This window comes from Bacillus sp. DNRA2 (genome assembly GCF_012843265.1).
Classification (GTDB): domain Bacteria; phylum Bacillota; class Bacilli; order Bacillales; family Cytobacillaceae; genus Bacillus_BU.
Genome location: NZ_JABAIT010000001.1, coordinates 489881 through 503318, shown reverse-complemented (window position 1 = coordinate 503318; position 13438 = coordinate 489881). Strand labels below are relative to the sequence as shown.

The window sequence follows — 13438 nt, the reverse complement described above, 5'->3', positions numbered from 1 at the left end:
GTCCTGCCCCTTAAACATTTAATAGTAGGGTTATGTGTAGAGATTGATTAGTAAGCCTTTTATTTCACCGATTCGCTCCAAGATTGAGAGACTGGTTGTTTGTTCATCTAAAACGTGCTTCGTTAGTTCCATTAATTTCGAATCGATTGTTTTGACGGTTTTCAGTGTTTTACTTCCGGAATACGGGTCCCATGTTTCGGATTGGTGTAGTCCGACACCATGCTTGGACACTTCATTTAAATACTGTTTGACTAAGTCCTTGTATTTGCGCAATTCATGAAAGGTGCGATGCTCGCTTAATTTTTCGCCCTGTTTATCGATGTCCTGCAGCAGCTGCTGCAAACGGTCTTGCGTTAATTCTTTGGAATAGGTTCCAATTATTCGTTGAAATGCTGTGTTATTGGTGGTAGACCGGTCTGATGGTGCTGGCTGCGGGTCACTAACATTCACCCGAACATGTTCTTGGATTTTCATGGTGTCCACCTCCTTTAGAAAAGCGTAAGCGCCTTGCCCAGGGGCGACAGGCACAAGGCGAGCCCTGCAGGAAATCCAGATTTCCGGAAGGGATTGACTTGTGACCCGAGCCCCTAGGCGCTGGAGCTAGCCACTACTCTAAATTCAAATTTTTATACTACTTTCTTATCCTGTAAGAATGATTGAGAACGCTCCCGCACGAAGGCGAAAGCGTTCTATAGATTAATAGTGAATACTATTTCAATTTATCTACCTGTTGTTCAACATCATGAATTGCCTCGGCAACTCCTTCTGCTTCTTTTGTTTGTGTCTCGATGCTTTCATTAAGTTCGTTTGTTTGCTTGCGAACTTTGGCAATTTCCGAGGAAATTTCTTGACCAAATCGAGCTTGGTCGTTTGTAACAACGGTAATTTCTTTGACCATATTTTTAATTGCATTGAGGTTGCGAACGATTTCTTCAGCAGCCAATGCTTGTTCACGGGTTGCAGCCGTAACTGAGTTTGATTGGCTCGTTACGTTTTCAACTGAAGCGACAATTTCACTACCACCTCGTGCTTGTTCAGCTGTAGCAGAAGTAATTTGTTGAACCTGGCTCTTGATATCCATGATTCCTTTAACAACTTCTTGAGCAGTTAGTGCTTGTTCTTTTGTCGATTGTGTCATTTCAGATGCTTTATGGGACACGTTTTCGACCGATTTTGTAATCAGTGCTGTGTTCTTCGATTGTGTTTCGGTCACTTCAACGATTTGATTCATTTCTTCACTCATGATCGTGATACCTTGAGTGATTTTCTTGATTGCATCATTAGTTTTATCAGCAAGTTGGTTTCCAACTTCAACCTTGTCGGCACCGCTCTTAATTGAGTTAACAGCGATGACGGTTTCATTTTGAATCCCTTTGATTAAGTTAGCAATTTCCTTGGTCGCTTGAGCACTTCGCTCAGCAAGCTTTCTAACTTCATCAGCAACAACCGCAAAGCCCTTACCATGCTCACCAGCACGTGCAGCTTCGATAGCAGCATTAAGTGCAAGTAAGTTTGTTTGACCGGCGATATCGTCAATAGTTTCGATAATGCTACCGATTTCTTCTGAGCTCTTGCCAAGGTTAATCATGACGTTACTTGCTTGGTTGATTTCTTTAGAAATTTCCTTCATGGCATTTAAGGTTTCATTTACAGTGCTTGCCCCTTCAACTGCATCGGTTTTTACCGATTGGCTAAGCTCATTCATCTTATGAGTACTAGAGGCAACCTGCTGTACAGAAGTTACCATTTCCTGAACTGATTTTGATGTTTCATCAGCTGTTTGTAAAAGGCTAACTGCGCTAAACGATACTCCATCAATTGATTTACTCATTTCTTCGATTGCTGCAGAAATTTGCTCAACTCCAGCTCCAACGTTTCCAGCATTTCCAGCAACTTGCTCGATTGATGCCATCATTTCTTGAATCGCATCAGAGCTCTTATCAGCAGCATCTGATAGGTGGTCAGCACTTGTCGCCACTAAGCTGATGGTGCTGCTCATCTCTTCGATTGCTGCAGAAATTTCGTTCACACCAGATGTTGTTGTTGTCGTATTACCGGCAACCTCCTGTATCGATGATACGAGTTCATTTAAGGAGTCGCTTGTTTTATCCATTGACGCATCAAGTTCTTGGGCCGCAATGGCTGATTGATCAATTGATTTTTTGATTTCAGCAACTGAAGAGGTAGTAACTTCCACATTTTTCACGACTGCTTTTACCGAACGGCGAATCAATCTTGTCATTACGAATGAGATGAAAATCGAGAAGATACCAGCACCAATTGAAACAGCAATATTTTCTAAAACAGCTTTCGTAGCGAAGTCTTCTGAGTCCTTCACTAAGCTATCAGTATTTTTATCCACATCATCAGAAAGTTTCGCTAATGCAACAACTGCATCTTCACCAAGTGGAGCCATCTCTCCCATTAGTTCATGAACGATATTATAATCATTGCTTAATGAACCTTCATAGTAATCTGGAAGATTAGCAACATATGTTTCGAAGCTGTTACTGAATTCATCTAATAGCTTAATGTTTTCATCAGTTAGATCTAACTCTTTCATAGCCTTAATTGCATTTCGAACATCGGCAATATCTTCGTCAACATAAGATTTCATCTTTTCCTTATTAGCCAAGTCCTGTTCGTAAGCGTGTTTCGTTACGTAAAGCCGGACTCGGGTAATATCCTCTTTAATATGCCCTACGTATTCGACTTTAGCTGTTTGCGTTTTACCCAAGTAATCTACTTGATCCTGCAAGTCACTAATACTAAGGTAAGCAACAAAATTTAATACTGCAAAGAAAGCGATGATAATAAGGTAACTACCCCATTGTTTAAAGCCCATTGAGGTTCTACTAAACAATTTGCTAAACATTCTTCTTCACTCCCTGGTGTGGCCGTGGCCTATGTACACGACCGTCATTTGGCTTTACAGCATGTCTTTTATTTGTTTCAGTTCATCCAAGTTCGTCGTATCTTCGAGAAGTTGCTCAATATCTAGCAGAATTAACAGTCGTTCTCCTAGCTTGGCAATTCCTTTAAGAAACGAAACTTCGCGTGTTTCTAGTAAATGAGGCTGCTGGATGTTACCAGCTGGAATATCCAACACTTCAGTTGCGGCATCCACTAATAGTCCAATTGAATGGTTGTTTACTTGAACGATGATAATTCTTGATGAATCACATTCTGCGAATGCTTGGCCAGTTAAAGCAGCCCGAATGTCAACAACAGGAATCACTTCTTCGCGAACATTCGTTACACCTAATACGTAAGGTGGACGGTTTGGGTATGAGGTGATGCTTTGCATTCTTTCGATTGAGACTACTTGGTTGATATGGATTCCGTAGTCTTCTTGTCCGACTTTAAAAATCAGTGATTTTTCGTCTTGATAACTTGTTTGAATATCCATATTTGTCCTCTTTTTCAAAAATATTTATTCTTTTCCTACTCGATGTTAGTTGATTTCCGCTCCGGGCACTTCGCTCCTATTAATCTATTTATTAGGAACTAGTTCCTTCAACAATTCCTCCAAGTTTAGGAGGATGATGAGGCGGCCGTCGATTTTGGCGATACCTTGGAAGTATTCGGAATCAAAGCCGCTGTTTGCTGCTTGGTCAATTGATTCTGGATTTACGTTTAAGACGTCGCTTGTTTCATCAACGATTAAACCGAGCTGGCTGTCACCGTAATTAATGATGATGACTCTTGAGTTGTCTGTGTATTGAGTGTGCCCCATGCCTAGCATATGGCTTAGTTCAATAATCGGCGTGACATTTCCACGCAGATTGATGACTCCTTTTACAAATACTGAAGCGTTTGGAACTCTTGTTGTATGATTAATCCGTTCTATTGATTGAACATGAAAGATGTCCAGGCCGTATTCTTCTTTTCCTAATTTAAAGGCGACGATTTTTGACGGTTCCATTGGCTGTGAGATTCACCCTTTCTAATTAATAAACTGATTGGAATCGATGATTAAGGCAACTTCTCCATTTCCAAGGATGGTCGCGCCGGAAATCGCATATAGATTTGTTAAGAAACCGCCGAGGGATTTCAAGACAACCTCCTGCTGACCAAGCACTGAATCAACAACTAGTCCAACCGTTTGTGTTCCTTTGCGAACGATTACAATAAAAATTTGTTCTTTTTCAATTGCATCCTCAAGCGGAGGAACTTGAAATACTTCATTTAAATAGATAAGAGGCACAACCTGACCACGGAATTGGAAGACTCGCTTCCCGTGAAGTGTTGCAACTTGCTCAGGCTGTAATGTGGTAATCTCAACAATTGAGCTAAACGGAATCGCATACGTTTCATCTTCAACTTTTACAAGCATCGAATAAATAATTGATAACGTTAATGGTAGTTGGACACGGAAGGTCGACCCTTGCCCAGGTGTCGAATCAATCGTAATGACGCCACCAAGTGATTCAATTTTTGTTTTAACAACATCAAGACCTACGCCACGCCCGGAAATATCAGATACCTTTTCGGCAGTACTGAAGCCTGATGCAAACAGTAAATGATATACTTGCTGATCGGAAAGTGTTTTGCCTTCCTCAGCCGTTATGATAGCTTTTTCAATCGCTTTCTTTAGGATTTTCTCCCGATTAATACCATGCCCATCATCGCTTACTTCGATGAAAACATGGTTCCCACCGTGGTATGCTTTAAGAAGAATCTTTCCTTCCTCAGGCTTATTTTTAGCGATTCGTTCATCGGTTATTTCAAGACCATGGTCTAAAGCATTTCGCAGCAGATGCACAAGCGGATCGCCAATTTCGTCAATCACCGTGCGGTCGAGCTCTGTTTCTGCACCAACAATCTCTAAATTAACCTTCTTATTCAATTCTTTAGCTAAGTCACGAACCATGCGCGGGAAACGATTGAAAACTTGATCAACCGGCACCATCCGCATATTGAGAATTAAGCCTTGCAGGTCGGTGGAAATGCGTGCCATATGTTCAACCGTTTCGGTCAAATCACCGATTTCGGCTCTACGAGAAATTTGCTCTAATCTGCCGCGGTCAATTATTAACTCGCTAAATAAGTTCATTAAATGATCGAGTTTTTCGATATCGACGCGAATTGATTTTGTTCGAACTTTTTTGTGTTTTTGTTCAGCTTCTGTTTTTACTTTTGGCTGATTAGCTTGTTCCGTAACGCTTGTTTGCGTATCATCTAGCGCTTGGACTGATTCAGTTACATTGACTGCCCCAACTGCTTCGGCTGTTACAGTAACTTCCGGTTCTGCTACCGCTTCTATTGCAGCGGCAACTTCCAAGACTGGATGCTCCTCATCAGTTCTGTCCATCAACAAGACTTCTTTAACTTCCATCACATTCGCTAATTGCGACTGAACTTCTTGAGCCGGATTTGGTGATATCAAGATCATGACGAAGGAATCACCAAAATCCTCGGTTTCAATTTGCTCTGAAGCCGGGTTTGTTTGCACAATTTCTCCAAGCTCTTCTGCAGCTTGAATAACCATGTACGCCCGCACGTTTTTCATTAAGCAATTTTCATCAAAGCTTACTTTAATTTGGTAGGAAAAACTCCCCATTTTCCGTGCTTCACCAATCAGTGAAATAACAAATTCGTCTAACGGAAGTTTTGGTTCCTGCTGCTGCTCCTCTTTGACTTCCTCTACAACTTGTGCAGTTGGAGTCGATTTCGCTGGAGTCCCGTCTTTAATTCTCGCCAGTTCGTTTACTACTTCGGTAACATTTTCTTTTCCATCGCCACCATTTTCGATGCTTACGACCATCTTCTCGATTAAATCGACGCATTTAAAAATGATGTCCATAATATCTGAATTAATGTTGATTTTTCCATTGCGGAGAAGGTCTAATACATTTTCCATTTGATGCGTCAGTGAGGCTAAATCTTCAAAGCCCATTGATCCTGCCATGCCTTTTAGTGTGTGGGCCGAACGAAAAATTTCATTCACAATGCTCGTGTTATCTGGTTCTGACTCAAGTTTTAGCAATTCATCATTAATTGACTGTAAATGCTCTTTTGACTCTTCTAAAAATATTTCTAAATATTCGTTAAAGTCCATTTTAAACTCCCTTCGCAGACCTTCATCAAATGTGTTCCCCCAGGAAAATGAGAAGTTTAATAATTGTAGATAAATATACACTTTATATTAGCATATTTTTTGATTGAATCGACGTATTATTTTGATAGTTTTTGTTAAAAATGCACCGTTTTAATAGCGGGGTAATGGCTAACAATATTAGCCATCAAACAAATGGTTGTGTTATCAAAAAATATCCAATAAAATAATACTGATATCATTTTTTTAATTAAAGGGGGTGCCAAATTGAAGGATCCTTCAACACTCATAGGGATTGTTTTGGCGCTTGTTGCAATCGGGGTCGGAATGGTGCTAAAAGGAGCAAATCTCGTCGCACTTGTTAACAACCCCGCAGCATATTTAATCATCATTGGCGGGACAGCAGCGTCTTTATTTGTAAGTTTTCCATTAAACGAAATCAAGAAGATGCCCGTTCTTTTCAAAATCATTTTCGGGGGCGGCAAACAACTTCCTTCAAAACTTGAATTGATCGATACATTCACAAAATGGGCAACCATCGCCAGAAAAGAGGGTTTACTTGGTCTTGAAAGTGAAATCCAAAACGTCGATGACCTATTTTTGAAGCAAGGTCTTGAAATTATCGTCGATACAACTGATTCTGAATTTGCCCGTGATGTTCTACTTGAAAAAATTAGTGCCATGGAGGAGCGCCATCGTAAAGGTGCTTTAATTTTTTCTCAGGCAGGCATGTATGCTCCAACACTTGGGGTATTGGGTGCGGTAGTAGGTCTTATCGCTGCATTAGGCAATTTAAATGATGTAGAGGCGCTCGGTCACTCGATTGCTGCGGCATTCATCGCCACTTTATTAGGGATTTTCACCGGATATGTATTATGGCATCCAATGAGTAATAAATTGAAATTGATTTCTAGAGCAGAGGTTGAAATAAGACAAATTATGGTTGAGGGTCTACTCTCGCTTCAGGAAGGCATCACTAGCAGGCAGTTAGAGCACAAGTTAAACGTGTACTTAAATCCAGAGGAACTAGAAAAGAAAAACTTAAGCTCGGCATCGTAATATTGGAGGGTTTCCAGTGGCCAGAAAGAGGAAATTGAAGAAAAATCATGAAGAAGATCATATTGATGAGACATGGCTGATTCCCTATTCGGATTTGCTCACCTTACTTCTCGCCCTGTTTATCGTTCTTTTTTCGATGCGTTCAGAGGATATGGATAGGACCAATTTGCTATTTGATTCCCTTAATGAAGCGCTAAATACCTTTATGATTTTTGAAGGTAGTGGTGGAGAACCTGCTCCAGGTACGCCGGGCAAACAACCGTCAACAGGTGAAGATGGAACAGAAAAACAGCAATCTGGGACCGAAACCGAAAAAAATGAGAATGGTAAAAAGCCTATCCCTGGGACTGCAATTAATGATAAGGAAGAACAAAAGCTGCAAGACTTAATGAGTGATTTGCAAAGTCACATCGAGGAAAATAATTTGAATGCCGAAATTACACTAAATGATATTAGTCAAGGGATTCAAATTACCCTGAGAGACCGGATTGTGTTCGATTCCGGAAGTGACAATATTAAAGTAAATTTCATTCCTAGTCTAGACGAGATTACGAAAATTTTAACAAAGCTGGATAATCCGATTATCGTGGAAGGACACACCGATAACCGGCCGATTCACAATTCTAAGTTCACCTCAAACTGGGAGTTATCAGGGGCACGTGCTGCAGCCGTGTTGCATTATTTCCAAAACAACGGAATTAGCCCCAATCGTTTGAGCTTCACCGGATATGGTGAATTCAAGCCAATCGCTGCAAATGATACACCAGAAAATCGCGAATTAAATCGAAGAGTTAATATCATCATTCTCCGTAAATAACGAAACCGCCAAAGCTGTTGTGCTTTAGCGGTTTTTTTATTGTCCACCACTAAAAATAGGGCACTTACTTCTCCACTAAGTTACCTATTCTAGATTCACCGCTAAAATGAGGGCACTTATAACCTCTCTATGTTACCTATTTGGAGTTCAACGCTAAAATGAGGGTACTTATAACTTCTCTAAGTTACCTATTCTAGGTTCACCGCTAAAATGAGGGTACTTATAACTTCTCTAAGTTACCTATTCTAGATTCACCGCTAAAATGAGGGCACTTATAACTTCTTTAAGTTACCTATTCTATGTTCACCGCTAAAATGAGGGTACTTATAACTTCTTTAAGTTACCTATTCTTGGTTCAACGCTAAAATGAGAGCACTTATAACCTCTCTATGTTACCTATTTGGAGTTCACCGCTAAAATGAGGGCACTTATTACTTCTCTAAGTTACCTATTTGGAGTTCAACGCTAAAATGAGGGCACTTATAACCTCTCTATGTTACCTATTTTGAGTCCACCCTATAAAAACAGGGCACTAAACACCTAGCTATGTGACCTATTTCTGCCCCCACACATTAAAAAGGGCACTTATACGCAAAATATAAGTGCTCTCCTATCATCATCAATCTCTATAAATCTTATAACTGCTGGGACGATCTTTTTCTTCTTTTTCTTTTTGCTTTTCAAACTCGATCGTTTGCGCTAGTTCTCGTACATTTTTTAAACAGCTTGGACAAGTTCGACCGTGCTTAATCGGTTTTCCGCATGAGTCGCATGGGTAGGATAAATTGGAAAACTGGCCGATGAGAATCCGATTTTCCATGATGAATTGCCGGATTTGCGAAGTCGAAACGTCTGTGCCTTCACTTAATTCTTTCATGCTGCAGCCTGGATGATCCCATAAATAGGATGATACTTTACGGAAATCCTCCTCTTGTTTTTCAAAGCATGCATCACAAATCTTTCTTACTTTTAAATATAACTTCCCACATTTTGGGCAATTGCCAAGCGATGAAACCAAGCTACTTTCCCCCTCCATAAATAAACACATATAAGGATGCTGTGGTTTGCTATCCTATTTACCCAATACCTTATTTATGGATTCCATAACGCGGTCAGGTTGGAATGGCTTTACAACGAAATCCTTAGCCCCGGCTTGAATCGCCTCGATTACCATCGGCTGCTGGCCCATTGCTGAGCACATAATAATATTTGCTTGCGGATATTCAGCACGAATGCCTTTTACTGCCGAGATTCCATCCATCTCCGGCATCGTAATGTCCATTGTTACTAAGTCAGGCGTAAGCTCACGGTATTTTTCGATTCCCTCAACACCATTAGCCGCCTCACCGACTACTTCCATACCATTTTTTGTTAATATATCTTTTAACATCATACGCATAAAAGCTGCATCATCTACGATTAACACTCTTGCCATCGGCATAATCCTCCAATAAATAATGGTCTATTTTGTCATGTTTGATAAGCGATCAGCTGGACTGATAATGTCTGTTATCCGAACACCAAAGTTTTCTTCAATGACCACAACCTCGCCCTTGGCGATTAACTTATGGTTTGCAAGGATATCGACTGGTTCTCCAGCCAATTTATCTAAAGGAATGACCGCACCAGGACCTAATTCCAGTATTTTCTTAATCGGAAGTTCTGTGCGCCCCAATTCAACCGTAATTTCAAGCGGGATATCATAAAGCATATTTAAATTATGTACCCCTTCAGGCGAACGCGCTGGCTCCGAGAATGAAGTAAATTCTACCTTCTGAACATTGGCACTTTCTCTTGGTGGAGCTGATTGAGCGATTGGCTCTGGCCGCACTACTTGCTGCTGTGGCGCTTGCGTTTCTACTCTTGGTGATGGAGCAGGTGAAGTCTGCACAGGCGGCGATACTGGTTCTGGCTGTGGTTTTGGCTCTTCTCCACCAATAATCTTCCTAACCATTTCCTTGGCAAAAGAAATCGGGATTAACTGCAACATATTAGAATCAATTAATTCACCAACTTTAAGGCGAAATGAAACTTTAATTAAGATGTTGTCATCAATTTCTTTCATTTTTTCAAGCGGAATATCTACTAAATCAATTTCTGGTGGTGATATATCCACTTTCTGATGGATCATTGTCGACATAGACGTTGCGGCTGATCCCATCATTTGATTCATCGCTTCCTGAACAGCACTTAAATGTAAGTCAGTCAATTCTGGCTCTAAATTGGTGCCATCTCCGCCCATCATGAGATTGGCAATAATTTTTGCATCTTTTTCTTTTATTAATAACAAATTTTTCCCACGTAAACCTGTCGTATAATCGACATGGATGGCAACTTGCTTTTCCTCAACCAGTTCATCGATGTGGTCATGCTCAAACACCGAAAGCTCGGGAGTCGTGATGACCACCCGCTGGTTTAATAGGGTGGATAGAGCTGTTGTCGAACTACCTAAGGAGATATTTCCAATCTCGCCAAGCGCATCGATTTCCATTGGTGTTAAATAATCTTCCACCTTAAGAACAGGTTTTACACTGGCAGTAGCTGCTTGGTTAAACAGCGCATTAATCTCTTCCTGTGATAGTGAACCTTCATTCATACTATAGATGATCTCCTTCCGTATCGATTACTTGGTCGATTTGTACTGCATAATGCCCCTTTTGGGTTCCTGGGTTTCCGAGAAATCTTGTGTGCTCGCCAACCTTTACCCGAACCTTCCCAGTTTCAATCCCAATTACATCACCTACTTGCAAATTCAAAACATCCGAAATGGGTATGGTTGCTCTGCCAAGTTCTGCAATAACGGGAATGATGACATTGTCCAAATTTTGCTTGATAACATCCTCAGATGGAGAATTTGATTTCGCCAACGAAGATAGCCATTGCTGTGATGTTAATTTTGATAAAACAGGCTCCAAGATTAAATGTGGCAGACATAAAGTCATCCGACCTGTAATCTCTCCTATAGTGGTATGAAGAACAATGATAATGACTGTATCATTTGGGGCAGCGATCTGAATAAATTGCGGGTTCGATTCAATTCCTTCCCAATTGACACGTATTCTTTCGATATTTTCCCAAGCATCAGTGTACAAATTAAAAGCCCGAGAGAAGATTTTTTTCATTAAAACTGTCTCGATTTCTGTCAAAGACCCATTTCGATTCACCGGTGCCCCTTGCCCGCCTAAGAGCCGCTCCAACACTGCGTAGGTAACCTGTGGATTAATTTCCATGACCATCTTTCCATCCATTGGATGTACGGCAAACACGTTCAAAACCGTTCGCGAGGGGATGGACGCGATAAATTCATGGTAGGTAACCTGGTCTACCAAGTCGATCTCAATTTGAACGTAGGTTCTTAGTTGAGCAGAAAGGTAAGTTGTTAACAAGCGTGCAAAATTTTCATGAATACGCGTGATGCTGCGGAGCTGATCCTTGGAGTAGCGCATAGCGCGTTTAAAATCATAAACTTTTACTTTCTCCTGCTTGTCTGTAACATCTGATGCATGTATTTCTCCACTTTTTATGGCGGACAATAGTGCATCTATTTCTTGTTGCGATAATACGTCTGACAAAGGTATCCCCCTAACTCTTCCGTGAGTTACTGAATGATCTTATCCGTTGTATACACTCGTATCACTGTTCCGCTTTGCAGCAGTTCATTTAGTTGATTCTTCATGTCCTCTTCAAACTTGATCATACCATTAGCACTTTTCGCTTCTTCGGTAGTCATAGAAGCCGCCAATCGTAACACGATGTTGCGGACTTGAAAATTACGTTCTGTTAACTCCTCAACAGCGTCCTTATTGCTAGCTTGGATTCGGAAACGTAATTGGATGTAGCCACCGGAACCGAGATTTGTTGTAATCATCTCAGTCTCCACACTAGTTTCCACAATTTCATCAGCAGAAAGTCCTTTTGGCTTTTCTTCTTTTTTCGTTAATTGAGTCAATCCAAACCAGATGACCCCCAGCAATACGATTGCTGAAAGGGCCATAATGATAATGACTTTTAATTTGGCTTTCATGATATCCCCTACCTTTTTACAAAGGGAGGCTCGTGAACTCCCATTGAATTCCACTAATCTTATCGTTTTAAGTTAACGACTTCTTCAAGGATTGAATCAGATGTCGTAATCATTCTAGAGTTCGCTTGGAACCCACGTTGGGCAACGATCATTTCTGTGAATTCTTCAGTAAGGTCAACGTTAGACATTTCTAGTGAACCAGAGTAGATTTCGCCACCTTCAAGTGCTGCAATACGGCCAATATTAGCTTGTCCTGAGTTTCCACTAACCTTGAACATGGTATTTCCAACTTTAGTTAAACCGGCAGTGTTACTGACTGTTCCCGTAGTAATCGAGATATTTTCATACTGTTGTGTTGGATCAGGCGATTCATTTAAATAATATTGGCCAGCAGAATTAACTGCTAATTTACCAATTCTTCCGTCTGCATCAACCACGTTGATATAGCCATCAGCATCAATTGAATAGGATGTAAATTTTGAATTTGTCAATTCATCCCCAACGATCTTAATTGAAACCTGTTGTTCTACTAATGGATCAGTAGGATTCGGGCCACTTGGGATTGAATTTGTGCCTGATAAAAAGTAACCATTCGAAGTTACGAGATAACCATTTGAATCGCGGGTAAAGTTACCGGCTTTCGTTAATAAGTTTGTATCAGCATCGAAGGAGCTTTTCTTTGGACCAACAACAAAATATGAATCGCCATCAATCATTAAATCTGTGCCAATATATGTTGTCATTGGGCTTCCAGGCGTGTGAAGTGTTTCAATCGCTCCAACCTTTGAACCAAGACCAATTTGCATTGGATTTTTACCACCACGTTCGCCAATTGGTGGTGTCGCACCGGCAATATTTTGGTTCATGATATCTTGGAACATAACACGGCTTTTCTTAAATCCTACAGTATTAACATTGGCAATATTATTCCCAATTACGTCTAATTTTGTTTGAAAACCTTTCATACCTGAAACACCAGAGTATAGTGATTTTAACATGAATATTTCCTCCTATATTTTTGAAATTTATCTAATCAGACAGTTTCATTGGCCTTTTGCTTGATTTCAGTAATTGCTTCAACAGGAACTTTTTTATCTCCGACTATATAAAAATAACTGCCATTTTGTGTAGAAATTCCAGTTACTTCACCTGTCGTTGCTTCAGTCGCCCCATCGGGTGTCCAGGTTACTTGTTTACCGATTGTTGCTGCAAAATTGCTCATTCGATTACCGGAGAATTTTGCAAACGCCGCATTTAAATTTGTCAATTGCTCCAGCGAGCTGAAGGTTGCCATTTGCGCGATAAAATCTTTATCCTCAAGCGGACTTGAGGGATCTTGATTGGAAAGCTGTGTTGTTAATATTTTTAAAAAGGCATCCTTACCCAAGACACTTTGTTCTTCGTATGATTTCACATTGCTAAATTTTGAATTGTTTTTTGCAACGTTGGTGACATCAACCCAATTGGTCATCCACGGTGC

The 13438-nt window shown here is 40.6% G+C and carries 14 protein-coding genes and 1 pseudogene; 2 read left to right on the top strand and 13 right to left on the bottom strand.

Features of this window, described 5'->3' with window-relative positions:
- Positions 1-30 precede the first annotated feature (30 nt).
- From HHO41_RS02400 to HHO41_RS02380, 6 genes and pseudogenes are all read right to left on the bottom strand, one after another.
- The gene (locus HHO41_RS02400) at positions 31-474 is read right to left on the bottom strand and encodes a YaaR family protein (protein ID WP_169095204.1); all 444 of its coding nucleotides are present in this window, start codon (positions 472-474) and stop codon (positions 31-33) included.
- A gap of 235 nt (positions 475-709) precedes the next feature.
- Positions 710-1630, bottom strand: coding sequence for a methyl-accepting chemotaxis protein (locus tag HHO41_RS22780; protein ID WP_481747080.1), 921 nt, complete (start codon positions 1628-1630; stop codon positions 710-712).
- A gap of 705 nt (positions 1631-2335) precedes the next feature.
- Positions 2336-2845, bottom strand: a pseudogene (locus HHO41_RS22775) (MCP four helix bundle domain-containing protein); the annotation flags it as partial.
- An 84-nt stretch (positions 2846-2929) separates the two neighbouring features.
- Positions 2930-3409, bottom strand: a complete 480-nt coding sequence (locus HHO41_RS02390) for a chemotaxis protein CheW (protein WP_169095203.1) — start codon at positions 3407-3409, stop codon at positions 2930-2932.
- Between the two features lie 84 nt (positions 3410-3493).
- Positions 3494-3925: a chemotaxis protein CheW gene (locus HHO41_RS02385; protein ID WP_211170998.1), complete on the bottom strand. Its 432-nt coding sequence runs from the start codon at positions 3923-3925 to the stop codon at positions 3494-3496.
- 21 nt (positions 3926-3946) lie between these two features.
- A complete protein-coding gene (locus HHO41_RS02380; protein ID WP_169095202.1) occupies positions 3947-6061 on the bottom strand; it encodes a chemotaxis protein CheA in 2115 nt (704 codons plus the stop codon).
- Between the two features lie 264 nt (positions 6062-6325).
- Between HHO41_RS02380 and motA the strand changes: the two genes are divergently transcribed.
- Complete coding sequence (motA, locus tag HHO41_RS02375) at positions 6326-7117, top strand: flagellar motor stator protein MotA (RefSeq protein ID WP_169095201.1); 792 nt, start codon at positions 6326-6328, stop codon at positions 7115-7117.
- A 16-nt stretch (positions 7118-7133) separates the two neighbouring features.
- On the top strand, positions 7134-7934 hold the full coding sequence (locus HHO41_RS02370; RefSeq protein ID WP_169095200.1) for an OmpA family protein: 801 nt from the start codon (positions 7134-7136) through the stop codon (positions 7932-7934).
- 619 nt (positions 7935-8553) lie between these two features.
- On the opposite strand, the gene HHO41_RS02365 is transcribed toward HHO41_RS02370, so the two are convergent.
- Genes HHO41_RS02365 through flgD form a run of 7 tightly spaced genes read right to left on the bottom strand, consistent with a single transcriptional unit; the run spans position 8554 to position 13429 of the window.
- Entirely contained in the window at positions 8554-8952 is a 399-nt protein-coding gene (locus tag HHO41_RS02365; RefSeq protein WP_169095199.1) for a flagellar protein, read from the bottom strand.
- A 54-nt stretch (positions 8953-9006) separates the two neighbouring features.
- Positions 9007-9369 (bottom strand): response regulator, encoded by a 363-nt coding sequence (locus tag HHO41_RS02360; RefSeq protein WP_169095198.1) that lies wholly within the window; start codon positions 9367-9369, stop codon positions 9007-9009.
- Positions 9370-9396: 27 nt separating this feature from the next.
- Positions 9397-10530, bottom strand: coding sequence for a flagellar motor switch phosphatase FliY (gene fliY / locus HHO41_RS02355; RefSeq protein WP_169095197.1), 1134 nt, complete (start codon positions 10528-10530; stop codon positions 9397-9399).
- Between the two features lies 1 nt (position 10531).
- Entirely contained in the window at positions 10532-11506 is a 975-nt protein-coding gene (gene fliM, locus HHO41_RS02350) for a flagellar motor switch protein FliM (RefSeq protein WP_169095196.1), read from the bottom strand.
- Between the two features lie 26 nt (positions 11507-11532).
- Complete coding sequence (locus tag HHO41_RS02345; protein ID WP_169095195.1) at positions 11533-11958, bottom strand: flagellar basal body-associated FliL family protein; 426 nt, start codon at positions 11956-11958, stop codon at positions 11533-11535.
- Between the two features lie 59 nt (positions 11959-12017).
- Positions 12018-12956 carry a flagellar hook-basal body complex protein gene (locus HHO41_RS02340; protein WP_169095194.1) on the bottom strand — a complete coding sequence of 313 codons (939 nt, stop codon included), beginning with the start codon at positions 12954-12956 and terminating at the stop codon, positions 12018-12020.
- A gap of 35 nt (positions 12957-12991) precedes the next feature.
- Positions 12992-13429, bottom strand: a complete 438-nt coding sequence (gene flgD, locus HHO41_RS02335) for a flagellar hook assembly protein FlgD (RefSeq protein WP_169095193.1) — start codon at positions 13427-13429, stop codon at positions 12992-12994.
- Positions 13430-13438 lie beyond the last annotated feature (9 nt).

Bases quoted from the DNA above. Each gene is read 5' to 3' on its own strand.
- HHO41_RS02345 (WP_169095195.1), bottom strand. From the start codon at position 11,958: ATGAAAGCCAAATTAAAAGTCATTATCATTATGGCCCTTTCAGCAATC.
- HHO41_RS02360 (WP_169095198.1), bottom strand. From the start codon at position 9,369: ATGGCAAGAGTGTTAATCGTAGATGATGCAGCTTTTATGCGTATGATG.
- HHO41_RS02390 (WP_169095203.1), bottom strand. From the start codon at position 3,409: ATGGATATTCAAACAAGTTATCAAGACGAAAAATCACTGATTTTTAAA.
- HHO41_RS02400 (WP_169095204.1), bottom strand. From the start codon at position 474: ATGAAAATCCAAGAACATGTTCGGGTGAATGTTAGTGACCCGCAGCCA.
- HHO41_RS02380 (WP_169095202.1), bottom strand. From the start codon at position 6,061: ATGGACTTTAACGAATATTTAGAAATATTTTTAGAAGAGTCAAAAGAG.
- HHO41_RS02340 (WP_169095194.1), bottom strand. From the start codon at position 12,956: ATGTTAAAATCACTATACTCTGGTGTTTCAGGTATGAAAGGTTTTCAA.
- HHO41_RS02385 (WP_211170998.1), bottom strand. From the start codon at position 3,925: ATGGAACCGTCAAAAATCGTCGCCTTTAAATTAGGAAAAGAAGAATAC.
- fliY (WP_169095197.1), bottom strand. From the start codon at position 10,530: ATGAATGAAGGTTCACTATCACAGGAAGAGATTAATGCGCTGTTTAAC.
- flgD (WP_169095193.1), bottom strand. From the start codon at position 13,429: ATGACCAATTGGGTTGATGTCACCAACGTTGCAAAAAACAATTCAAAA.
- HHO41_RS22780 (WP_481747080.1), bottom strand. From the start codon at position 1,630: ATGAAGGAAATTTCTAAAGAAATCAACCAAGCAAGTAACGTCATGATT.